18 protein-coding genes are annotated in these 20,804 nt (G+C 70.9%); 8 read left to right on the top strand and 10 right to left on the bottom strand.

The genetic code is table 11. The features are described from left to right. Positions 1 to 164 precede the first annotated feature (164 nt). From AB4091_RS03475 to AB4091_RS03465, 3 genes are read left to right on the top strand one after another with little or no spacing between them, the layout of a single operon-like run. Positions 165 to 368, top strand: a complete 204-nt coding sequence (locus AB4091_RS03475; RefSeq protein ID WP_442290339.1) for a DUF4244 domain-containing protein — start codon at positions 165 to 167, stop codon at positions 366 to 368. A gap of 38 nt (positions 369 to 406) precedes the next feature. Further along, on the top strand, positions 407 to 730 hold the full coding sequence (locus AB4091_RS03470) for a TadE family type IV pilus minor pilin (RefSeq protein ID WP_442290338.1): 324 nt from the start codon (positions 407 to 409) through the stop codon (positions 728 to 730). Beyond that, entirely contained in the window at positions 727 to 1,110 is a 384-nt protein-coding gene (locus AB4091_RS03465; protein ID WP_442290337.1) for an Rv3654c family TadE-like protein, read from the top strand. The genes AB4091_RS03470 and AB4091_RS03465 overlap by 4 nt, the downstream gene beginning before the upstream one ends. 124 nt (positions 1,111 to 1,234) lie before the next feature. On the opposite strand, the gene AB4091_RS03460 is transcribed toward AB4091_RS03465, so the two are convergent. From AB4091_RS03460 to AB4091_RS03425, 8 genes are all read right to left on the bottom strand, one after another. Next, entirely contained in the window at positions 1,235 to 1,699 is a 465-nt protein-coding gene (locus AB4091_RS03460; protein ID WP_442290336.1) for an RrF2 family transcriptional regulator, read from the bottom strand. Between the two features lie 426 nt (positions 1,700 to 2,125). Continuing rightward, positions 2,126 to 3,136: a sulfate/molybdate ABC transporter ATP-binding protein gene (locus AB4091_RS03455; RefSeq protein ID WP_442290335.1), complete on the bottom strand. Its 1,011-nt coding sequence runs from the start codon at positions 3,134 to 3,136 to the stop codon at positions 2,126 to 2,128. Next, on the bottom strand, positions 3,133 to 3,939 hold the full coding sequence (cysW, locus tag AB4091_RS03450; protein ID WP_442290334.1) for a sulfate ABC transporter permease subunit CysW: 807 nt from the start codon (positions 3,937 to 3,939) through the stop codon (positions 3,133 to 3,135). The genes AB4091_RS03455 and cysW overlap by 4 nt, the downstream gene beginning before the upstream one ends. Beyond that, positions 3,936 to 4,994 (bottom strand): sulfate ABC transporter permease subunit CysT, encoded by a 1,059-nt coding sequence (gene cysT / locus AB4091_RS03445; protein ID WP_442290333.1) that lies wholly within the window; start codon positions 4,992 to 4,994, stop codon positions 3,936 to 3,938. The genes cysW and cysT overlap by 4 nt, the downstream gene beginning before the upstream one ends. Continuing rightward, positions 4,991 to 6,025 carry a sulfate ABC transporter substrate-binding protein gene (locus AB4091_RS03440; RefSeq protein ID WP_442290332.1) on the bottom strand — a complete coding sequence of 345 codons (1,035 nt, stop codon included), beginning with the start codon at positions 6,023 to 6,025 and terminating at the stop codon, positions 4,991 to 4,993. The genes cysT and AB4091_RS03440 overlap by 4 nt, the downstream gene beginning before the upstream one ends. 217 nt (positions 6,026 to 6,242) lie before the next feature. Next, a complete protein-coding gene (locus AB4091_RS03435; RefSeq protein ID WP_442290331.1) occupies positions 6,243 to 6,461 on the bottom strand; it encodes a hypothetical protein in 219 nt (72 codons plus the stop codon). A 197-nt stretch (positions 6,462 to 6,658) separates the two neighbouring features. Beyond that, positions 6,659 to 9,703 (bottom strand): S8 family peptidase, encoded by a 3,045-nt coding sequence (locus AB4091_RS03430; RefSeq protein WP_442290330.1) that lies wholly within the window; start codon positions 9,701 to 9,703, stop codon positions 6,659 to 6,661. Between the two features lie 142 nt (positions 9,704 to 9,845). After that, on the bottom strand, positions 9,846 to 12,362 hold the full coding sequence (locus AB4091_RS03425) for a DEAD/DEAH box helicase (protein WP_442290329.1): 2,517 nt from the start codon (positions 12,360 to 12,362) through the stop codon (positions 9,846 to 9,848). Between the two features lie 178 nt (positions 12,363 to 12,540). On the opposite strand from AB4091_RS03425, the gene AB4091_RS03420 reads away from it, so the two are divergent. The 5 genes from AB4091_RS03420 to AB4091_RS03400 all read left to right on the top strand — a co-directional run bounded on the left by AB4091_RS03420 (position 12,541) and on the right by AB4091_RS03400 (position 19,416). Next, positions 12,541 to 12,921 (top strand): STAS domain-containing protein, encoded by a 381-nt coding sequence (locus AB4091_RS03420; RefSeq protein WP_442290328.1) that lies wholly within the window; start codon positions 12,541 to 12,543, stop codon positions 12,919 to 12,921. A 38-nt stretch (positions 12,922 to 12,959) separates the two neighbouring features. Continuing rightward, positions 12,960 to 14,528 carry a DUF7059 domain-containing protein gene (locus tag AB4091_RS03415; RefSeq protein ID WP_442290327.1) on the top strand — a complete coding sequence of 523 codons (1,569 nt, stop codon included), beginning with the start codon at positions 12,960 to 12,962 and terminating at the stop codon, positions 14,526 to 14,528. Between the two features lie 224 nt (positions 14,529 to 14,752). Then, complete coding sequence (locus AB4091_RS03410) at positions 14,753 to 15,505, top strand: TetR/AcrR family transcriptional regulator (RefSeq protein WP_442290326.1); 753 nt, start codon at positions 14,753 to 14,755, stop codon at positions 15,503 to 15,505. A gap of 63 nt (positions 15,506 to 15,568) precedes the next feature. Beyond that, the gene (locus AB4091_RS03405; protein ID WP_442290325.1) at positions 15,569 to 17,302 is read left to right on the top strand and encodes an ABC transporter ATP-binding protein; all 1,734 of its coding nucleotides are present in this window, start codon (positions 15,569 to 15,571) and stop codon (positions 17,300 to 17,302) included. Then, positions 17,302 to 19,416: an ABC transporter ATP-binding protein gene (locus AB4091_RS03400; protein ID WP_442290324.1), complete on the top strand. Its 2,115-nt coding sequence runs from the start codon at positions 17,302 to 17,304 to the stop codon at positions 19,414 to 19,416. Before AB4091_RS03405 ends, AB4091_RS03400 begins: the two co-directional genes overlap by 1 nt. Positions 19,417 to 19,652: 236 nt before the next feature. Here the strand turns inward: AB4091_RS03400 and soxR are convergent, their stop codons facing one another. Together soxR and AB4091_RS03390 are read right to left on the bottom strand one after the other, a co-directional pair. After that, the gene (soxR, locus tag AB4091_RS03395; protein ID WP_442290323.1) at positions 19,653 to 20,084 is read right to left on the bottom strand and encodes a redox-sensitive transcriptional activator SoxR; all 432 of its coding nucleotides are present in this window, start codon (positions 20,082 to 20,084) and stop codon (positions 19,653 to 19,655) included. 1 nt (position 20,085) lies between these two features. Continuing rightward, positions 20,086 to 20,649 (bottom strand): AAA family ATPase, encoded by a 564-nt coding sequence (locus AB4091_RS03390; protein ID WP_442290322.1) that lies wholly within the window; start codon positions 20,647 to 20,649, stop codon positions 20,086 to 20,088. Between the last annotated feature and the right edge of the window lie 155 nt (positions 20,650 to 20,804).

Genomic DNA, 20,804 nt, shown 5'->3' with positions numbered 1-20,804 from the left:
CTGAGCCAGCCGTCCGGGCTGGAGCCACAACGGCGGACGACACCGCGAGGCGCGGCAGCAGCGCGCCGGACCCCCACGACGTCTCGAGCACCCGGCTCGGGCTGTGACAAGGAGAAGCCGATGAAGGAAGCACCGATGGGAAGGACCAGCGGAGGGGGCGGCCGATGAGGGGAGAATCATTGTCCCGCAGACTGATTCGTCGTCTGAGGGCCCTGAGGCGCGAGGTCGGGATGACGACGGCAGAGTACGCCGTGGGCATCATGGCCGCCTGCACGTTCGCGCTCGTGCTGCTCGGTGTGGTGAAGTCCGATGCCGTCCGCAGCGCTCTAACGGGCATCGTGCAGAGCGCGCTGGGGCTCGCCGGGTGACCCGACGACGCCCTCGCCCAGCTCGGCGAGAGCGCGGGATGGTGACGGCCGAGCTGGCCGTCGCCATCCCGTCCGTGGTCATCGTCCTGGCTCTCTGCCTCGTAGCCGTCAACGCGGCTGTCGACCAGATCCGGTGCATCGATGCCGCGCGCATCGCGAGCCGCGCGGCCGCCCGCGGCGACGATGCAGATCGCGTTCGGTCCCTTGCCGCGCAGGCCGCGCCCGAGGGTGCGCGTGTCGCCGTCACGGGAGCGGGCGGATCGGTGCGCGTCACGGTCACGGCGCGGACGGGCGGTTGGGGTGCGCTGCCCGGCTGGGACCTCGAGGCATCGGCGGAGACCCCTGTCGAGGCGGGGTCATGACGGCTGTCGGCGCTTCGGTAGTTCGGTGGACGAGGAGGGGCGCTCGCGACGCGGGCGCTGCCACTCTCTTGGCGCTGTCGATCGTTGCCGTCGTCCTGACGCTCGCAACCGGCGCGCTCATGGTGGGCTCAGTGGTCATCGCGAGCCACCGTGCACGGTTGGCCGCCGACCTCGGCGCCCTCGCCGGGGCAACGGCGGCGCAGCACCGACCCGACGCGTCGTCTGCCTGTGCGGCAGCCAGTCGGGTTGCACAGGCGAACGGGGCTGCGACACAGACGTGCTCGGTCGACGGAGCCGACGTGGAGCTCACCGTCGCGGTCAGTGCCTCACTGTGGCCGGCGCCCGCGACAGCGCGCTCTCGAGCCGGACCTGAACGATGACATGCCGGTCAGCGGTCCTGCCTGGCGTCCGCTGCGGGCCCGGGCGGGACCGGAGATGGACCTGCCGGTCAGCGGTTCTGCCAGCCTCAGGCGCGCCCCGGCTGCACTGAACGATGACCTCTCGTCAGCGGTTCTGCCAGGCGTCCGGGGCGCTGAGCAGCTGCCGCACTCGATCGGGCAGGTCGCCGGAGCGCAGGTCCTCGAGCGAGGTCTCGTCGAGCACCTCGCGCAGGCTCGCCCGAACCGCGACCCACAGGCTCGGCAGGTGCGACGCGACTCCCTGGTAGGCGGTCTCGTGCGGGCGAAGGCCGCGCACCTCGGCGAGCGGGCCGTCGACGGCGCGGAAGATGTCTCCCACGCTGATGGCGCCGCGTTCACGCGCGAGGACGTATCCGCCGCGCGCCCCTCGTCGGCTGAGCACGAGGTCGGCACGTCGAAGGTCCGCGAAGATGGCCTCGAGGAACTTGCGAGGCAGCTCCTGCCGGGTGGAGAGACTGTCGATGCTGATCGGTGCCGAGCCCTGCGCATCGGCTTCCGCGAGGATCAGCATGGCGCGGACCGCGTAGTCGACCCTCGCCGAGATGTCCATCCGAGCAGTCTGCCGCACCGGGGCTCGACCTGGGCACCCACTGTGGTGGCGCCGCACCTGGGTCGCCGCACCTAAGCCTGGTCTCGGCTGGACCACCTGGCCCGGACGTGGCTGAGGCGGCGAGGTGTCGTCCCCTCGCCGCCTCAGTCGTTCGGTGACCCGGTCGCCCGAGTCACCTGCACCCGTCCGTCGTGACGGGTGAGCTCCATGGAACACGCTATGCCGTCTCGCGAGGACCGTGCCGGACGGTCTCGGCCTGCATCGCCCGCCGTCGAGTACATACCCGCCGCGAGTCCGACTGCGTCTGGCAGACAGCAGGCCGGTCTGCTGGCCCGGCCTGCTGGGTCGATCTCCTGGCCGGTCCGCCGGCCCGGTCTGCTGGCCCGGTCTGGTGGCCCGGTCTGCTGGCCCGGTCTGCTGGCCCGGTCAGATCGCCAAGGCGGGGTCGATGTCCACGACGCTCGACCGCGCGACGGCGCGAGCGTGCACGGCCTCACCCTCGCGCAGCTGCAGCTCGGCAGCGTCCCGCCGGGTGATCTGAGCCGCGAAGCGCTCCCCGGAGTCGGCTCGCAGGTCGACGCGCACCTCGAAGCCGAGCGGCACGACGCGCTCGACGACCGCGTCGACGACACCGGGGGAGCCGGCGACCTTCGCGTCGAGGGCGAGCGCAGTGGCCCGGTCGCGTTCGAGGACGATGTCGTGCGGGCGCACCAGCTGGTCGCCGAAGTGGGCGACGGAGCCGAGGAAGCCCATCACGAAGTCGTTGGCCGGTCGCTCGTAGAGCGTCACCGGGTCACCGACCTGCTCGATGCGGCCCTTGTTGAGCACCGCGATGCGGTCGGCGACGTCGAGCGCCTCCTCTTGGTCGTGGGTGACCAGCACCGTGGTGACGTGCACCTCGTCGTGGAGGCGCCGCAGCCACTGGCGCAGGTCGGTGCGCACCTTGGCATCGAGTGCTCCGAACGGCTCGTCGAGGAGCAGGACCTGGGGGTCCACGGCGAGGGCGCGAGCCAGGGCCATGCGCTGGCGCTGGCCGCCGGACAGCTGGGCGGGATAGCGATGGCGGAAGCCCTCGAGTCCGACGATCTCGAGCAGCTCGTCCACCTTCTTGTCGGTCTCGGCCTTGGGGCGCTTGCGGATCGTGAGGCCGAACGCGACGTTGTCGCGCACCGTCATGTGCTTGAAGGCGGCGTAGTGCTGGAACACGAATCCGATGCCGCGACGCTGGGGCGGCTCGTTCGTGACGTCTCGCCCCTGGATCGTCACGGCGCCTGAGTCGAGACCTTCGAGGCCGGCGATGGAGCGCAGCAGCGTCGACTTGCCCGAGCCGCTCGGCCCGAGCAGCGCGGTCAGCGACCCGCTCGGGATGTCGAGGCTGACATCGTCGAGGGCGGCGAACGACCCGTAGTTCTTGTGGGCGTTGGTCACGGTGATCATCGGTCGCTCCTCTTGCGGTCGAGCACGGTCATGAGCAGCAGCACGACGAGCGCGATGCCCATGAGCAGAGTGGCGGCGGCATACGCGCCGTAGGTGTTGTGATCGTCGATGTAGCGCGAGTGGACGAGCAGCGTCAGCGTCTGCGAGACCCCGGGGAACCCGGACGACACCATGATCACGGCGCCGAACTCGCCGAGGGCGCGGGCGACGGTGAGGACGATCCCGTAGGTCAGGCCCCACCGGATGGCCGGGAGCGTGATCCGCCAGAAGGTCTGCCACCGGTTGGCGCCGAGCGTCGAGGCGGCCTGCTCCTGCTCCTGGCCGATCTCGTGGAGCACCGGCTCGACCTCACGGACGACGAACGGCAGCGTGACGAAGAGCGTCGCGATGACCATGCCGGGCAGCCCGAAGATCACCTTGAAGCCGGCGTTGTCGAGGCCACCGAACCAGCCGCCAGCGCCCCACAGCATGATCAGGGCGACGCCGACCACGATGGGCGAAACGGCGAACGGCAGGTCGACGACCGCCTGGAGGAGGCCGCGGCCACGGAACCGTCCCCGCACGAGGGCCAGCGCCGTGGCCACTCCGAAGACCACGTTGAGCGGCACGACGATCGCCACGATGAGCAGCGAAAGGTTGGTCGCCGACTTGGCAGCGGGCGTCGAGATCGATGCGATGAACTCGCCGAGTCCCGGCGAGAACGTGCGCCACAGGATGACCGCGATCGGCACGGCCAGCAGCGCGAAGAGGTAGCCGAGCGCCACGACGCGCAGCGAGATGCGAGTGCCTCGGGAGATCCTCATACGTCACGCTCCTCGCGCCGCTGGCTGCGGTTCGAGAGCACACGCAGGACGAGCAGTGTCACGAACGCGATGACGAGCAGCGCCACCGACACGGCGGCGGCGTTGAGTGGCCGGTCGATCTCGATCTGCTGCTGGATGTACTGCGAGGCCACCTGCGTCTCGCGCGGGATGTTGCCGCCGATGAGCACGACCGAGCCGTACTCGCCGATGGCACGCGCGAAGGCGAGCCCGGTGCCGCCGAGCACTGCGGGTGCGAGGGTCGGCAGCACGATGCGGCGGAACGTCGTCCAGTTCGAGGCGCCGAGCGAGGCCGCGGCCTCCTCGACCTCGCGGTCGGCCTCGATGAGCACCGGCTGCACCGAGCGCACCACGAAGGGCAGCGTGACGAACAGGAGCGCGACGACGACGCCCCACCGGGTCGCGTTGAGCTCGACGCCGATGGGGCTGTTCGGGCCGTAGAGCGAGAGCAGCACGATGCTTGCCACGATCGTCGGCAGCGCGAACGGCAGGTCGATGAGGGCGTTGACGAGGCGCTTGCCCGGGAACTCGTCGCGCACGAGCACCCACGCCACGAGGGTGCCGAGCACGGCGTTGACGACTGCCACGACCGCCGACACGAGCACGGTGACCCAGAGCGCGGCAAGCGCGGTCGGCGCGGTGACGGCGTCCCAGAAGCCGGAGAGGCCCTCGTCGAACGACGCGACGGTGAGGGCCGCGAGCGGCAGCAGCACGATGACGCTGAGCCACAGGGTCACGACCCCGACGCCGAGGGGCCGGGCGAGGCCGAGGCGGCGGCGGGGTCGGCTCGGTGCGCCTGGACCGCCCTCCGTGTCGTCGGGACCAGTCAGGGGGCGTATGCCGTCCTGCCCACTGGTCTCGTGCGCCTGCTCGTGCGCCTGCTCCTGCGTCTGCTCGTCTGCGTGCTCATCGTGGCGCTGCTCGTGGGGGCGCTCCTCGTCGGTGCGCTGCTCGGCCGGCCCGGCGCCTGCGCCCGGACGCGCCGGCAGGGGCGCCGCGGCTGCGGCACCCCTGCGCTGGTGGATCCGGGCAGTCACTGTGTCGCCTGGTCGTAGATCTTGGCGATGTCACCCACGTCCTTCTTGAACAGCGTGGAGTCGACCTTCTTCCAGCCGCCGAGGTCGGCGATCGTCCAGAGCTTCGTCGGCGCCGGGAACTTCGAGGCGAACTCCTTGGCCACGGTGGCGTCGACCGGGCGGAAGCCTGCCCCGGCCAGCAGCCTCTGGGCCTCCGGCGTGTAGAGGTAGTCGTTGAACGCCGTGGCCTTGGCCAGGTTCTTGCTGGCCTTGAGCACAGCTGCCGGGTTCTCGATCTTGAACGTCGTGGGCGGCGTGACGTGCTGCACCGGGTCGCCGTTCTTCTCGACGAAGAGGGCCTCGTTCTCGTAGCTGAGGAGTACGTCCCCACTGCCCTGCAGGAAGGCCTCGGTGGCCTCACGACCCGACTTCGGCTGGATCTTGACGTGGTCCTTGACGAGCGAGGTCACGTAGGCGAGCCCGGCGGCCTTGTCGGCCCCGCCCTCGCTCTTGGCGGCATACGGCGCGAGCAGGTTCCACTTGGCCGAGCCTGACGAGAACGGGTTGGGCGTCACGACCTGGATGCCTGGCTTCAGCAGGTCGTCCCAGTCCCTGATGCCCTTCGGGTTGCCCTTGCGGACGACGATCGTGACGACGGAGCCGAAAGGAATTCCCTTGTGCTCGTTCGCATTCCAGTTGGCATCGACGAGGCCGGCGTCGACCAGGCGGGTCACGTCGGGCTCGACCGAGAAGTTGACGAAGTCCGCCTCGGCGCCGGCGGCGACCTTGCGGCTCTGGTCGCCCGAGGCGCCATAGCTCTGCTGGAACTGCACGCCCTTGCCGGCATCGGTCTTCTGGAAGGCCGGGATGACGACGTCGAAGCCGACCTTGGGGACGGCATACGCGAAGAGGTTGATCGTGCTGGTCGCGGCACCGGCCGCGGTGGAGCCGGGCTGGTCCACGGTGTCACTGGCCCCGCTGCCGGCGCACGCCGACAGGCCCAGGGCGGCGGTGACGGCGATGGCGGCGAGGGCGATGGGTGCACGTCGCATGGATGGGCTCCTGAGGGGTGTGACGGTGGAGGTCGCGTGGGTGGTCGGTCACGCGGCGTGGACGAGTCGTGCCCAGGGGAGAGCGGGATGCTTTCCTATCTGTTGCATGGGAGTTTCGAATAGGCGGGCGTTACCGGTCAAATAACTCTGGATTATGTCTCAGAGTGTGGTCGAGCCACGCCATCACCGCCGGCTCCACCGCCACGGTGCGTCGGGGTCAGCCCTCGGTCGACAGCGATCGCACACGCAGGACGGGCCCGACCATCGAGCTCGTCAGCACGTCGGTGGCCGGGTCGCCGCTCACGGTCACCCGGGCGCCTGGCTCGGCCTCCAGTGCCCACCCGGCCGGGAGCAGCAGCTCCCACGTCGTGCCGTCGTCGGAGTCGAGCACGAGCGGGTGCATCTCCACCTCGGCACGCCGCAGCGTGCCGCGCACGACGATGGTGGGCGCGGGGCGCGACGTCGCTGCGGCTGCTGCCTGACGAAGCCGCTCGCGGTCAGCGTCCGACGGAACATCTTGCGCCCCCAGGGAATCCGGCCGACCTCCGCCCGGACGCCGAGCGGGGAGGCCCCGGCGGCTGCCGGGACCTCCCCGTCGTTCGGGGCCGGACGGCCCCCGTTGGTTGTTCACCCCTAGGGCACGTCCACGCGGACCACGGTCGGGTTCGGCATGCCCGTGGCACCGGAGTATGCGACCGAGCCGAGCCACTTGCCCGAACCCAGGGCGCCGAAGCCGAGAGCGATCGTGCCCTTGCCTCCGGTCGCGGCGGTGGCCGGGGCCGTCACCGTCATGTTGCCGGCGGAGGTTGAGCCGAGCACCCACTGGTTGAGCGTGAAGTTCGCCGTCGCGCCCGTCACCGCGAAGCCGTGGACGACGACCCGGTAGTCGCCTGCCGTCGGGTTGACCAGGTTGGCCTCCTCGACGGAGCCGCCGTTGCCGCTCTGGGCCACGAGGGTCGTGCCCTTGTAGACGTAGAGGTCCAGGTCGTCACCGGCGCCGCTCGACCCGAAGAGGGCGAACCGGGCGTACGTCGTTTCGGCCGGAATCGTCACCGTCGTCGACGAGAGGCTGCTGGCCGGAGCCGTGTCGATGTCGTCGGTGGGGTCGTCGGCGACCGAACCAGGAGTCAGGGTCGCCTTGACCAGACCGCGCGGGGCCGCCGTGAAGGGACCGTCGTAGCCGAAGGTGACGTCGTAGGACGTGCCCGACGGCGGGGCGGTGACCGTTGCCGGGGCAGCGAGCGCCACGGGCCTGACCACGAGCGGCGAGCGCACGGCGTGCGTGCCGTCGGACCAGGTGAGGAAGCCGCCCGTGTAGCTGCCGATCGCAGCGGTCGTCCGGGTGAACTTCACCGTGAACGTGCCCTTGGCCCCCGGCGGGAGGGAGAGGGTCGCGGGACTCACGGTCGCGGTGACCCCGTCGAGCCCGGTGACCGTGGGCTTGTAGGTGGCGGCGGTCGTTCCGACGTTGGTGACCGTGCGGGTCACCGTCTGCGTGCCGGCCAGGTCACCGATGGCGATCGAGGCGACGTTGAAGTCGCTCGGGTCGGTCTTGAAGCCGGCCTTGGTCAGCGCGTCGCACGTCGCCGAACCGACGGCGTTGGACGAGCCACACAGGAAGGCGAGCCAGTCGTTGAAGCCGTTGTCGTAGACGAGGCCCGGGTCTGCCGCCGAGTTGGGCCGGATGTGGCCCGCGCCCTGACGGAAGATCTTCGTCGCGGTCGTGACGTTGTCTAGCACGTCGTAGGCGGACGTCATGAGCGCGCTCTTGATCGCCATCGGCGACCAGCTCGGGTGCTGCTGCTTGAGCAGGGCCGCGACTCCGGCGACGTGCGGGGCCGACATCGAGGTGCCCGACTCGAGGTTGAAGCTGTCACCGCCGGTGGACGGAGAGACGGCCGCGAGGATGTCCTGGCCGGGCGCGATGACGTCCGGCTTCAGCACGTCTCCGCTGCCGGCCAGCATCGGACCACGTGAGGAGAAGCTGGCCGTGAACGGCGCCGGCTGGCTCGAGTCGACGTAGCCGTGGATCGATGCCTTGGCGGTGGAGCCGGCACCGACGACGTACGCGTTGAGCGCGTCGTACTTGTCGCTCTCGAGGTGCACGGTGGGGACGGAGTGGAAGTCGGCGACGGTGCCGCCGATGGCCGGCGGCACGTTGACCAGGACCATGCCGATGCCTCCGGCCTGCTGGACGGCGAGGCTCTTGTCGACGCGGGCGTTGTCGCCGCGCTCGCAGACCACGATCTTGCCGGCCACCTTGGCCGGGTCGAGGTCGTTGAGCGCGCCGGTGCCCGTCTCGCTCGAGTGGCACTGGGCCGCAGTCGCGACGGGCACACCTGAGCGGGCGACGTCGCGGGCGCGCACGAGGGCGCCGCTGACGTCCTTGGTCGCTGTGGAGGCGCCCGTCATGACGGTGCCGTTGCCGAGCGTGAGGTCGCCGAGGCTGGCGCGCGGGTGCGTGCCGGCGGCGACGGTCGTGATCCAGGGGGACGGGTGCGCCACCGTGGACGGCGTCGGGCCGCTGTTGCCGGCGGAGGCGGAGACGAAGACTCCCGCGTCGGCGGCGAACAGGAAGGCGATCTCGGTCGGGTCGGCGAAGTTCGTCGACGTCCCGCTGATCGAGAAGTTGATGACGTCGACGCCGTCAGCGACTGCCTGGTCGATGGCGGCGACGATGTCGGAGCCGGATCCGCTGGCCGTGTCGCCGGACTGCGTCGACCACAGGGCCTTGTAGACCGAGATGCGGGCGCGAGGGGCCATGCCGCTGATGCCGTTGGGGGCCAACGGGGCCGTCTTGCCCGTCACCGGGACGGCGAAGTTGCCGCCAGCGGTGCTCGCGGTGTGGGTGCCGTGGCTGTTGTAGTCGCGGGCGGAGTTGAACTCCCACGGACGGTCACGGTCGATGCCGGCGTTGCCGCCCTGGCCCGCGTTGAAGTACTGCGCGCCGATCAGCTTCTTGTTGCAGAGGGAGTTGTTCCACTGCTCACCGTTCTGGCACTTGGCGTTCCATCCGGGGATCTGCTGGAAGGCCAGCTTGCCGGTGGCCGCGCGCGTCGGGACGCCCTTGGCGTCGACGCGGTCGCTGAACGACAGCGACTCGGGCCAGATGCCTGAGTCGATGTCGCCGATGACGATTCCCTCACCGGCGTTCTTCGTGCCGCCGAGCTGCTCCCAGAGGCCGCCCTTGTCGGTGAGCCCGAGGAAGCCCGGCGTCGTCGACGTGTCGATGGTGTAGGTCTGCTGCTTCGACACGGCGAGGACGCCGGATGTCGAGCGCAGCGCCTTGGCCTGCGCACCCGTGAGGCGGGCGGCGAAGCCGTTGTAGGTGTACGCGTAGTCGTACAGGCGCGAGGTCGCGCCGACGGAGCGCAGGGCGTTGCCGTGCTTGCTCTTGAGGTTGTCGGTCCACCGGCTCACTGCTGCCGACGTGACGTCGATCTTCTTCCCCTTGGCGGGCTTGGTCGCCGCGTAGCCGGCGGTGGAGCCGTCGTAGGCGATGACGGGCAGATCGGCCATCTGGACGATGTAGACGCCGTCCGTGTCGAGGCGGTCGGCCGCGGGCGCGGCAGCAGGGGCCGTCGACACGGAGGCCGGAGCGGCATCGGCCGCTCCCGTCCCGGCGACGCTGAGGGCAAGCGGCACTGCGGCGAGCGCAGCAAACCATCGACGATTCATGGTTCTCCTGAGGTGTGTTCCCCGAGCCGGCGCATGGGCGGACTGCTGCACCCGTGTGGGATGGACCATAACCGCGGAGTGCCTCTCTTGGGGAGGCTTCCAGGCCACCGACTTTTCCGGCGCGCGTCTCGGGAGCCGCACGTCAGGGCTGCTCAGAGCCCCGCGAACCGACGTTCTTCCGCGCGGCTGACCGAACTGTCCCAACTGACCGAACTGTTCCAGCTGACCGAACTGGCTGTTCTGTCCGGTCGCTCGATCGTCGGCCCCGGGCCGTCTCGCCGGCGTGAGTCAGGGTGAGGTCGAGCAGGGCGATGGCACCGGCCTTGTCGAGGGGCTCGTTGCCGTTGCCGCACTTCGGGGACTGCACGCACGACGGGCAACCGGATGCGCACTCGCACGCCGCGATCGCGTCCCGGGTCGCCGACAGCCACGCCCGCACCCGGCGGTAGCCGCGCTCGGCGAAGCCCGCCCCGCCCGGGTGCCCGTCGTAGATGAGGATCGTCGGCAGCCCGGTGTCGGGGTGCAGCGCCGTCGACACCCCGCCGATGTCCCACCGGTCGGCGGTTGCGAAGAGGGGCAGCATGCCGATCGCCGCGTGCTCCGCCGCGTGCGCCGCACCGGGTATGCCGGCGTCCTCCACGCCGGCCGACGCGAGCTGCTCGACGGGCATCGTCCACCACATCGCCTTGGTGGCGAGCGACCGCGGAGGCAGGTCGAGGGGGTGCTCGCCGAGCACCTCGCCGCCGGGCAGCCGGCGCAGGAAGGAGGTGACCTGGTTGCGCACCGTCACGTGCCCGAAGGAGCAGCGCAGCGGCCCCCACTGCTCGTGCTCTACCTCGTGCACGATCTGGAAGTCGCTCACCGACTGCGCCTGCGTCGTCCAGCCGGGGTCACCGCGTACGGCGAAGGCGGCGTGGTCGTCGAGCTGCAGCTCGGTGACGACCCACGTCTGGCCCTGGTGCAGGTGCACTGCGCCCGTGTGGACCTGGGCGTGGGCGGCGGCCTCGTCGACCGTGCCGACCACTCGACCGGTGCGAGTCTCGATGATGCGCACCGGCTCACCTGCCCCGCGCAGCGACAGGTGGTCGGCCGGCCGGTCCTCGCGGCCCCAGAACCAGCCTCTGGGCCGTTTGCGCAGGATGCCGCGGTCGACGAGCGCGTCGAGGAGCGACCGGGTCTGCGCGCCGAAGACCGCGAAGTCGGCCTCGGTCAGCGGCAGCTCGGCGGCCGCGGCGGCCAGGTGCGGCGCCAGCACGTGCGGGTTGTCGGGGTCGACGACCGTTGCCTCGATGCCGCGACCGAAGATCGCCTCGGGGTGGTGCACCACGAAGGTGTCGAGCGGGTCGTCGGCGGCGACGAGCACCGCGAGCGAGCGCTCGCCCGACCGTCCGGCGCGCCCCGCCTGCTGCCACAGCGACGACAGCGTGCCCGGCCAGCCGGCGAGCAGCACGGCGTCGAGCCCGCTGACGTCGACGCCCAGCTCGAGGGCGTTGGTCGCCGCCAGGCCGAGCAGCTCCTTCGAGCGCAGCGCCTTCTCGAGCTCACGGCGCTCCTCGGGCAGGTAGCCGCCGCGGTAGGCCGCGACCCGGTGCTCTTCGGTGACCGACACGCGCTCGCGTGCGATCCGGGCGACGACCTCGACCCCGGCACGCGACCGAGCGAAGGCGACGGTCTGCACGTGCTCGCGTACGCAGCCGGCGAGCAGCTCACCGGTCTCGGCCACGGTGCTGACCCGCTTGATCTGGCCGCTCTCGTCGACGAGCAGCGGAGGCTCCCACAGGGCGAAGGTCATTGACGCCCGAGGGGACGTGTCACGCGTGACCGGGAGGACCGGCATACCCAGCAGTCGCGAGGCGTGCTCCTCGGGGTCGGCCACCGTGGCGGAGGCGAAGACGAAGGTCGGCTCGGACCGGTAGCGGGCCGCGACCCGGCGCAGCCGCCGCAGCACCGCCGCCATGTGGGCGCCGAAGACGCCCTTGTAGACGTGGCACTCGTCGACGACGACGTAGCGCAGGGCGCGGAGGAACGAGCTCCAGCGCTCGTGGCCGGGGAGCAGCGAGTGGTGCAGCAGGTCGGGGTTGGTGAGCACGAGGTTGGCGTGGTCGCGGATCCAGCGGCGCTCGTCGGTCGGGGTGTCGCCGTCGTAGGTCGCCGGCCGCACCTGGGGCAGCGCGAGCGCCCCGATGCGGCTCAGCTGGTCGGCCGCCAGCGCCTTGGTCGGGGAGAGGTAGAGCGCCGTCGCGCCACGTCCGTTCGGGGCGCCGGCGCCAGAGACGAGGTCGCTGAGGATCGGCAGGTGGTAGCCGAGGCTCTTGCCGGAGGCCGTTCCCGTGCTGACGACGACATGGCGTCCTGCATGGGCGGCCTCGGCCACCTCGACCTGGTGCGCCCACGGCGACTCGATGCCGGACGCGAGCAGGGCCCCGAGCAGGGTCGGGTCGACCCACTCGGGCCACGGCGCGTGCACGGCCTCACGGGCCGCCACCTCGTGCACGTGGACGAGGCGTTCCGGGTGGTCACCGACGAGCGTGTGCAGGAGCTCCTCAGGCGACGGTCGCCGTGTGTTCGCTGCCCGGACGGCGGTGCCGCGGGCGGCGGGCGCCGAGCCGTGGCCGGACGGTTCCGGCACGGATCTGCTGGGCGCTGGCTCGCCGTTCATGTGGAGCAACCGTATGTCGTCGGGGTACGGTAACCGACGTGCGGGGCATGTTACTGCGCAGTCGGTCACGTCGGGGAATCGTGACCGGCGCAGTCCGGTCAGCACGACGACAGGAGCGGTTCGCCCCACCCGGGGGCGGCCGCACACACCACGAGTGTGGGGACAGGAAGGGGCACAGGTGGATCTCTCGATCACCCGAGCCAACCACGGCGACCAGACCGTGGTGCACCTCGGCGGCGAGATCGACGTCTACACGGCGCCGCTCGTCCGCGAGAAGCTCGACGAGCAGATCCAGGGCGGTCGCACCCAGCTGGTCGTCGACCTTACTGACGTGACGTTCCTCGACTCCACGGGCCTTGGCGTCCTCGTCGGTCGCCTCAAGCTGGCCCGCACCCGCGGTGGCTCGATGCGGCTCGTCGGCAAGGACGACCGCGTGCTCAAGGTCTTCTCGATCACCGGTCTCGACAAGGTCTTCGAGATCCACCCCGACCTCGACTCGGCCCTCGCGGCCGACTCGGCAGCCGCTGCCTCCGGCCCCTCCCAGGGCGAGACGTCCTGAGCGACACCCCTGTCGTCGACGAGCGCCTCGTCGCGCGGTTGCGCGAGGACCTGTCGGCGGCCGGTTTCACGGTCGACGGCGTCGCCGAGCGACTCGGACCTGTGGCGTCGGCGGCGCTGCACCGCGAGCAGCCGCTGCCGGCGCTCCTCGCCACCGAACCCGGCGGCGAGGCCCAGCCGGGTGAGGGCCGGCCTGCCGCCGAGCCCGATCCGTGCGGAACGCTGGTCCGCATCTTCACGCTGGGCCGAGCCGTGCCCGCCTCGGCGCTCGCGAAGGCGTTGCCGACGCTGACCGTCGAGGGTGCGGTGGCCCTCGGTCTCGTACGTCTCGAGAACGGCCGGGTCGGCTTCGGTGCCGACCGCGCACTGTCGGGCCGTCAGGCGGTGGCCACCTGCGACCTGCGTCCCTACGGCGACGACGCCCACGACTGGTGGGTCGCCTCCGACCTCTCCGAGCTGGCCGTGGGCGGCCCGCTCCGGGCCGACCACGTGCTCGGCATCGGGGGTGCCTCGACCACCCTCGCGTCGTGGACCGTGCGCCGCCCCGCAGCCCGGGCCCTCGACCTCGGCACCGGGTGCGGCGTGCAGGCGCTGCACCTCACCGCACACGCGGGCTCGATCGTCGCCACCGACATCTCCGAGCGGGCCCTCGCGTATGCCGCCTTCAACCTCGCGCTCGCCGCTTCCGCGGGTGCCGATGCCGTCCCCCGCGTCGAGCTGCTCGCGGGTGACCTGCTGGATCCCGTTGCCGGGCAACGGTTCTCGCTCGTGGTGAGCAACCCGCCCTTCGTCATCACGCCACGCGGCCAGGGCCTGCCCCTGTACGAGTACCGCGACGGCGGTCGGTCCGGGGACAGCATCGTGCGCTCGCTCGTGCGTCAGGTAGGCGGGGTGCTCGAGCCCGGAGGCATCGCACAGTTCCTCGGCAACTGGGAGGTGCCCGCCGGCCGTTCCTGGCGCGACATCTGGGACGAGTGGCTCGCCGAGCAGGCCGCCAACGGCGTCGCCCTCGACGCGTGGGTCGTCCAGCGCGAGTCGCAGGACCCCGCCGAGTACGCCGAGCTGTGGGCCCGCGACGGTGGCGCCAGCCCGGGCAGCGAGGCCCACTCGCAGCTGTATGCCGCCTGGCTGCGCGACTTCGCCTCCCGCGACGTCGAGTCGATCGGCTTCGGGGTCGTGACCCTGCAGCGCCCGGCCACCGAACGGGCGACGTGGCGCTCGCTGGACGAGGCACACGGCCCGGTGGCTGCGCCCATGGGCCCGGCCATCGACGCCGGCCTGCGGGCGCGCACCTGGCTGGCGGAGCACTCCGACGACGGCGTGCTCGACGTCGCCTGGTCCTGCGCGCCCGACGTCACCGAGGAGCGCCATGGCGTTCCGGGCGCCGACGACCCGACCGTGATCCTCCTCCGGCAGGGCGGAGGGCTGGGACGCGTCGTCCGTGCCGGCACGCTGCTGGCGGCATACCTCGGCGTGGCCGACGGTGAGCTCACCGCACGGGCAGCGCTCGACGCCATCGCGACGGTGCTCGAGCTCGACCCGACCGACGTTCGGACCGAGCTGGTCCCGCAGGTCCGCCACCTCGTCGCCGACGGCCTCCTCCTCTGACCTGAACGCTCGCATCACCCCGATCGAGAGAACGCTCCGTCACGCGTTCGTCGCCTGAAGGACAGCCGTCCCCGATCGAGAGAACGCCCCGTCATGACTACGCGTTCTCTCGATCGGAGGGATTGCGGGCTCCTTGTCGCTGCCGTTGGCGTAAACGGGTTGTGAGTGAGTGCTCACTCATTCAGAATGGTCCGGTGCGACAGCGAACGGGGCGAGCAGCGCCCATGCACCCGGACGACCGACGCGAGGCTCTCATCGGCGTCTTCCTCGATCTCGCGCACCGCGAGGGGCATGCGCCGACGACGAGCGAGATCGCCCGCGAGGCCGGCGTCGCCGAGGGCACGATCTTCCGCGTCTTCGCCACCAAGGACGCCCTGCAGGACGAGGCCGTGCAGACAGCCTTCTGCCCGGCCCCGGTGCGGCAGTCGATCGCGGCCATCGGCACCGACCTCCCCGTGCGCGACCGGCTCGTGGCGTTCACGACGATCATGCAGCGACGCTTCACCGAGGTCTTCGGGCTGATGGGTGCGCTGGGACTGACCGAACCGCCGAACCGCGGCCCGCACCTCGCCTGCTACGCAGCGGGTCGGCACCTGCGCGGCGCCACCGACGCGGGCGCCGAGGACTGCGAGCCCCACCAGCCCCTCCTCGACACGATCCACCAGCTGGTGCTCGGCGAGGGCGACGCGTTCGTCGTGCCGGCCCGCGACGTCGTGCACCGCATCCGGCTGCTCTGCTTCTCGGGCAGCCACCCCGGCATCGCCGACGGCATGACCCTGACGCCCGAGGAGATCGTCGACACGGTCCTCTACGGGGTCGTCGCCCGCCCCGCCGCCCGGCCGGCCGGCGACAGCCGCCCCAGCGGCCCCAGCGGTCTCGGCATCGCCGAGCTCTACACGCAGCTCGGCGGCGACGCCACCCGCCTTCTCGGAGAGGAGCACCGGCATGCAAGAGCCGTTGACCCTCACCCGGCATGAGGCCCTGGCGTCCTCCACCGGCCCGATCATCTCCACCGACCACACCCACCGAAAGGCATCCGCATGCTGATGCGACTGCTCCGCAGCCACCTGCGGCCCTACGGGGGCGAGATCTCGCTCATCGTGCTGCTGCAGCTCGTGAGCACCCTCGCCTCCCTCTACCTGCCCAGCCTCAACGGCGAGATCATCGACGACGGCGTGGCCAAGGGAGACACCGGCTTCATCGTGCGCCACGGCGGCCTCATGCTCGGCGTCAGCGTCGTGCAGATCGCCGCCGCGGTCGGCGCGACCTACCTCGCCGCGAAGGTCGCCATGGGGATGGGCCGCAACCTGCGCGCCCACATCTTCGGCACCGTCGTCGACTACTCCGCCCAGGAGGTCGCGAAGTTCGGGGCTCCCACCCTCATCTCGCGCAACACCAACGACGTCACCCAGGTGCAGATGGTGACGTTCATGGCGTTTGCGCTGCTCGTCACGACGCCGATCATGATGGTCGGCGGCGTCATCATGGCGCTTCGCGAGGACGTCGGCCTGTCATGGCTGGTCGCGGTCGCCGTGCCGCTGCTGGGCCTCTGCGTGGGCCTGGTCATCTGGCGGATGGTGCCGTGGTTCGGGCGCATGCAGACCTCGCTCGACGGCGTGAACCGGGTGCTTCGCGAGCAGATCACCGGCATCCGCGTCGTCCGCGCCTTCGTGCGCGAGGGCCACGAGGAGCAGCGGTTCTCCGAGGCCAACGCCACCCTGACCGAGGCCGGCCTCCGCGTCGGCCGGCTGATGGCGTTCGTCTTCCCGATCGTGATGTTCATCTTCAACCTGTCGTCGGTCGCCGTGCTGTGGTTCGGTGCGCACCGCATCGCCACGGGTGACATGCAGATCGGCGCGCTGACGGCGTTCCTCAGCTACCTCATCCAGATCCTCATGGGCGTCATGATGGCGACCTTCATGGCCACGATGATCCCCCGCGCCGCGGTGTCGGCCGGCCGCATCCAGGAGGTGCTCGACACGACCTCGTCGGTGGGCGAGTCGGTGCAGCCGCTGCCGATCAAGGTGGCGAGGGCCGGTGTCGAGCTCGTCGACGTCGACTTCCACTACCCGGGCGCCGAGAACGCCGTGCTCCACGACGTCTCGTTCTCGGCCGAGCCCGGCCGCACGACCGCGATCATCGGGTCGACCGGCGCGGGCAAGACGACCCTCATCGGTCTCGTGCCGCGCCTTTTCGACGTCTCGTCCGGGCGGGTCAAGGTCGGCGGTGTCGACGTGCGCGACCTCGCGCTCGACGACCTGTGGTCACGCATCGGCCTCGTGCCGCAGAAGCCGTACCTCTTCAGCGGCACCGTGGCGACCAACCTGCGCTACGGCAACCCCGATGCCACCGACGAGGAGCTCTGGGACGCCCTGCGCATCGCGCAGGCCCAGGACTTCGTCGAGAGGATGGACGGCGGACTCGACGCCGCGATCGCCCAGGGTGGCACGAACGTCTCGGGCGGCCAGCGACAGCGCCTCGCGATCGCCCGCGCGGTGGTCAAGCGACCCGACGTCTACCTCTTCGACGACTCGTTCTCGGCGCTCGACCTCGCGACCGACGCGCGGCTGAGGCAGGCCCTGCGGCCGGTCACGCGTGAGAGCGCCGTCGTCATCGTGGCCCAGCGCGTCTCGACGATCGTCGACGCCGACCACATCGTCGTGCTCGAGGACGGCCGCGTCGTCGGCCGGGGCACCCATGACCAGCTCCTCGACTCCTGTGAGACCTACCAGGAGATCGTCGAGTCCCAGCGCAGCGCGGAGGAGGCGGCCTGATGGCCGAAGGAGTCAAGAGCGCCGAGGAGAAGGCCGCCGAAGCACGACGCGGCCCGGCCCGACGCGGCGGACCGCCACACATGCAGCTGGGCCAGCCCGGCGAGAAGTCGCTCGACTTCGGCCCCTCGGCCAAGCGCCTGCTCGGCCTGCTGCGCCCCGAGCGCACCAAGCTGGTCGTCGTCGTCACGCTCGCCGTCGTCAGCGTCGTGCTCAGCTCGATCGGCCCGAAGATCCTCGGGCGCGCGACCGACATCATCTTCGCCGGAGTCATCGGCAGCACCGTCAAGGTGCCGCCGGGCACGACGAAGCAGCAGCTCGTCGACGGGCTGCGCGCGAACGGCCAGACCACGTATGCCGACCTGCTGGCCAACGTGGACTTCACCCCGGGCGTGGGCATCGACTTCGAGGCCCTCAAGGGCGTCCTGCTGCTCGTCGTCGTGCTCTTCGCGATCGCCTCGCTGCTCATGTGGGTGCAGGGCTGGGTGCTGCAGGGGCTGCTCCAGCGCACGATGTTCCGGCTGCGCCAGGACGTCGAGGCCAAGCTCAACCGCTTGCCACTGCCGTACTTCGACCGGCAGCCTCGCGGTGAGGTGCTCTCGCGCGTCACCAACGACATCGACAACGTCTCGATGTCGCTGCAGCAGACACTCTCCCAGCTGCTCACCTCGCTGCTCACCGTCGTCGCCGTGCTCGGCATGATGTTCTGGATCTCATGGCTGCTCGCGCTCATCGCGCTCGTCACGATCCCCGTCTCGGTGATGGTGACCGCGGCCATCGGCAAGCGCTCGCAGAAACTGTTCATCCAGCAGTGGCGCAACACCGGTGAGCTCAACGGCATCATCGAGGAGACCTTCACCGGGCACGGTGTGGTCAAGGTCTTCGGCCGCCAGAAGGAGGCCGAGGCGGCCTTCGAGACGAAGAACGACGAGCTCTTCGGGGCCGCGTTCGGTGCCCAGTTCATCAGCGGCATCATCATGCCGACGATGATGTTCGTCGGGAACCTCAACTACGTGCTCGTCGCCGTGGTCGGCGGCCTGCGCGTGGCGAGCGGCTCGATGAGCCTCGGTGACGTCCAGGCGTTCATCCAGTACTCCCGCCAGTTCACCCAGCCGCTGACGCAGGTCGCCTCGATGGCCAACGTGCTGCAGTCCGGTGTCGCCTCGGCCGAGCGCGTCTTCGAGGTGCTCGACGCCGAGGAGCAGCAGCCCGACGCAGGCGCGCCGGCGACGATCGACGACCCGCACGGTGCGGTGGCCTTCGAGGACGTCTCGTTCAGCTACGTCGCCGACAAGCCGCTCATCGAGAACCTCGACCTGTCGGTGAGCCCCGGCCAGACGGTGGCCATCGTCGGCCCGACCGGCGCCGGCAAGACGACGCTCGTCAACCTGATCATGCGGTTCTACGAGCTCGACGGCGGGCGCATCACGCTCGACGGCGTCGACATCCGCGACCTGACGCGACACGGCCTGCGCTCGCGCATCGGCATGGTGCTGCAGGACACGTGGCTGTTCGGCGGCACCATCCGCGACAACATCGCGTACGGCCGTCCCGGCGCCAGTGACGAGGAGGTCCTGGAGGCGGCCCGAGCCACCTACGTCGACCGCTTCGTGCACTCGCTGCCCGACGGCTACGACACCGTCCTCGACGACGAGGCGAGCAACATCTCGGCCGGTGAGAAGCAGCTCGTCACGATCGCCCGGGCGTTCCTGTCCGACCCGGCGCTGCTCATCCTCGACGAGGCGACGAGCTCGGTCGACACGCGCACCGAGCTGCTCGTCCAGCAGGCCATGGCGGCGCTGCGCTCCGACCGCACGAGCTTCGTCATCGCGCACCGTCTCTCGACGATCCGCGACGCCGACCTCATCCTCGTCATGGAGGACGGCCGCATCGTCGAGCAGGGCTCGCACGCCGAGCTGCTCGCCCGCGACGGCGCGTACGCGAGGCTGTATGCCGCGCAGTTCTCGGGTGCCGCGGCCGACCTCGACGAGGAGGCCGCGGGCCCGCCGTCGCCTCCGGAGCTGGCGGGCGTCGGCGCCGGGGCACCCGGTCCGGGCGGGGGACCGGGAGTGCCCGCCCCCGACAACGCGGTGCCCGCCGACCCGCGCGGCGACTGACAGGTCCCGAGCGGCCCCACGCGTACGCGAGGGGTTCCGTGTCGCACGGAAGTGGCCCCCTTGCCCGACTGGGTGAGGGGGCCACTCCGTTGCGTCGCTCGAGGCGCCGAGCGGCCGGCGTCGACCGGGTGACCGGTCGGTGTTGCATCGAGGAGACCGTCGCGGAGTGCCCTCACAAGCCACTGACCATCTTGTGATGCACTGTGGCGCACGGTGATTCGGTGGCCCAGCTCGGGCTAGACCTCGAGCTTGTGGGCTCCGGGTCCGAGGTTCGCCTGCCAGTCGGCGGTGTTGTTGAGGGCGCACGTCGTGAGGCTGAGGCAACCGCAGCCGATGCAGCCGTCGAGGTCGTCCCGCAGCTTCTCGATGCGGCGGATCTGCTCGTCGAGCCGCTCGCGCCAGGCACGCGACAGCCGGGCCCAGTCGCGAGCCGTGGGGGTGCGCTGCTCGGGCAGGGTCGCGAGTGCCGCCCCGATCTCGTCGAGCGACAGCCCCACCCGCTGCGCGGCCCGGATGAACGAGACGCGCCGGATGGTGGCCCGCTCGTAGCGGCGCTGGTTGCCGGTGGTGCGCACCGCCGTGATCAGCCCGAGGTCCTCCCAGTAGCGCAGCGCCGACGTGGCCGCACCCGTTCGGTGCGCCACCTCGCCGATGGTCAGCGCCGACATCTCAGGCGATCCTCGCCTCGCGCAGCCGGGACACGATCTCGGTGACGGTCTCGTCGGGGGTCTGCTGCGAGCTGTCGAGCCAGAGCCCGATGTGCGGCGTCTCGGCGCGCACCTTGAGGTCGAAGTCGCGGATCGACCACAGGTCGCCGTAGCCGACCTTGGTGCGCTCGGACTCTCGCCGCATGACCGTGCCGACGTCGGGCGCGAGCATCACGAGGCTGAGCGGTCTGGCCGTGACCTGCTCGAGGAAGGGCATCAGGCTCGTGCCGACGAAGAGGTCCTGCACGACGACCGTGAAGCCGGCGTCGGCGTACGTGTCGGCGGTGCGAGCCGTGATGCGGTGGCGCAGCTCCAGCTGTCGCTCGGCCTCCGGGTCGCCGTGCGGCGACATGTCAGCGCGGCCGCGCACGACGACGCGGCGGAACTCGTCGCCGCGCAGGTGCACCGCACGGGAGAAACGCTCGGCGAGGAGCTGGGACACGGTCGACTTGCCCGCAGCCATGACGCCGGTGACGACGATGACTTGAGGGCGATCGACATCGGCGTGGAGGGACCGGTCGCTCACAGATCACAACCCTAGGGGGCCGTGGGCGAAATGTCGCCAGACTTCAGGTGAAGTTCAAGTCGAGTGCCCAGTTCCCGACGTCGGCAAGTGAGCACTCGACTTCGGGGGCAGGGGATTGGGGGTCGAGTGCCCAGTTGCCTACGTGCCCGCGTATC

It is taken from the genome of Terrabacter sp. 2RAF25 (assembly GCF_052115265.1).
Taxonomy (GTDB): domain Bacteria; phylum Actinomycetota; class Actinomycetes; order Actinomycetales; family Dermatophilaceae; genus Terrabacter.
This window is presented reverse-complemented; position numbering and strand designations above follow the sequence as displayed.

Excerpts from the sequence above, each read along its gene's own strand:
- AB4091_RS03475 (WP_442290339.1), top strand. The coding sequence starts at position 165 with ATGAGGGGAGAATCATTGTCCCGCAGACTGATTCGTCGTCTGAGGGCC.
- AB4091_RS03470 (WP_442290338.1), top strand. The coding sequence starts at position 407 with ATGGTGACGGCCGAGCTGGCCGTCGCCATCCCGTCCGTGGTCATCGTC.
- AB4091_RS03465 (WP_442290337.1), top strand. The coding sequence starts at position 727 with ATGACGGCTGTCGGCGCTTCGGTAGTTCGGTGGACGAGGAGGGGCGCT.
- AB4091_RS03460 (WP_442290336.1), bottom strand. The coding sequence starts at position 1,699 with ATGGACATCTCGGCGAGGGTCGACTACGCGGTCCGCGCCATGCTGATC.
- AB4091_RS03455 (WP_442290335.1), bottom strand. The coding sequence starts at position 3,136 with ATGATCACCGTGACCAACGCCCACAAGAACTACGGGTCGTTCGCCGCC.
- cysW (WP_442290334.1), bottom strand. The coding sequence starts at position 3,939 with ATGAGGATCTCCCGAGGCACTCGCATCTCGCTGCGCGTCGTGGCGCTC.
- AB4091_RS03440 (WP_442290332.1), bottom strand. The coding sequence starts at position 6,025 with ATGCGACGTGCACCCATCGCCCTCGCCGCCATCGCCGTCACCGCCGCC.
- AB4091_RS03430 (WP_442290330.1), bottom strand. The coding sequence starts at position 9,703 with ATGAATCGTCGATGGTTTGCTGCGCTCGCCGCAGTGCCGCTTGCCCTC.
- AB4091_RS03425 (WP_442290329.1), bottom strand. The coding sequence starts at position 12,362 with ATGAACGGCGAGCCAGCGCCCAGCAGATCCGTGCCGGAACCGTCCGGC.
- AB4091_RS03410 (WP_442290326.1), top strand. The coding sequence starts at position 14,753 with ATGCACCCGGACGACCGACGCGAGGCTCTCATCGGCGTCTTCCTCGAT.
- AB4091_RS03405 (WP_442290325.1), top strand. The coding sequence starts at position 15,569 with ATGCTGATGCGACTGCTCCGCAGCCACCTGCGGCCCTACGGGGGCGAG.
- AB4091_RS03400 (WP_442290324.1), top strand. The coding sequence starts at position 17,302 with ATGGCCGAAGGAGTCAAGAGCGCCGAGGAGAAGGCCGCCGAAGCACGA.
- soxR (WP_442290323.1), bottom strand. The coding sequence starts at position 20,084 with ATGTCGGCGCTGACCATCGGCGAGGTGGCGCACCGAACGGGTGCGGCC.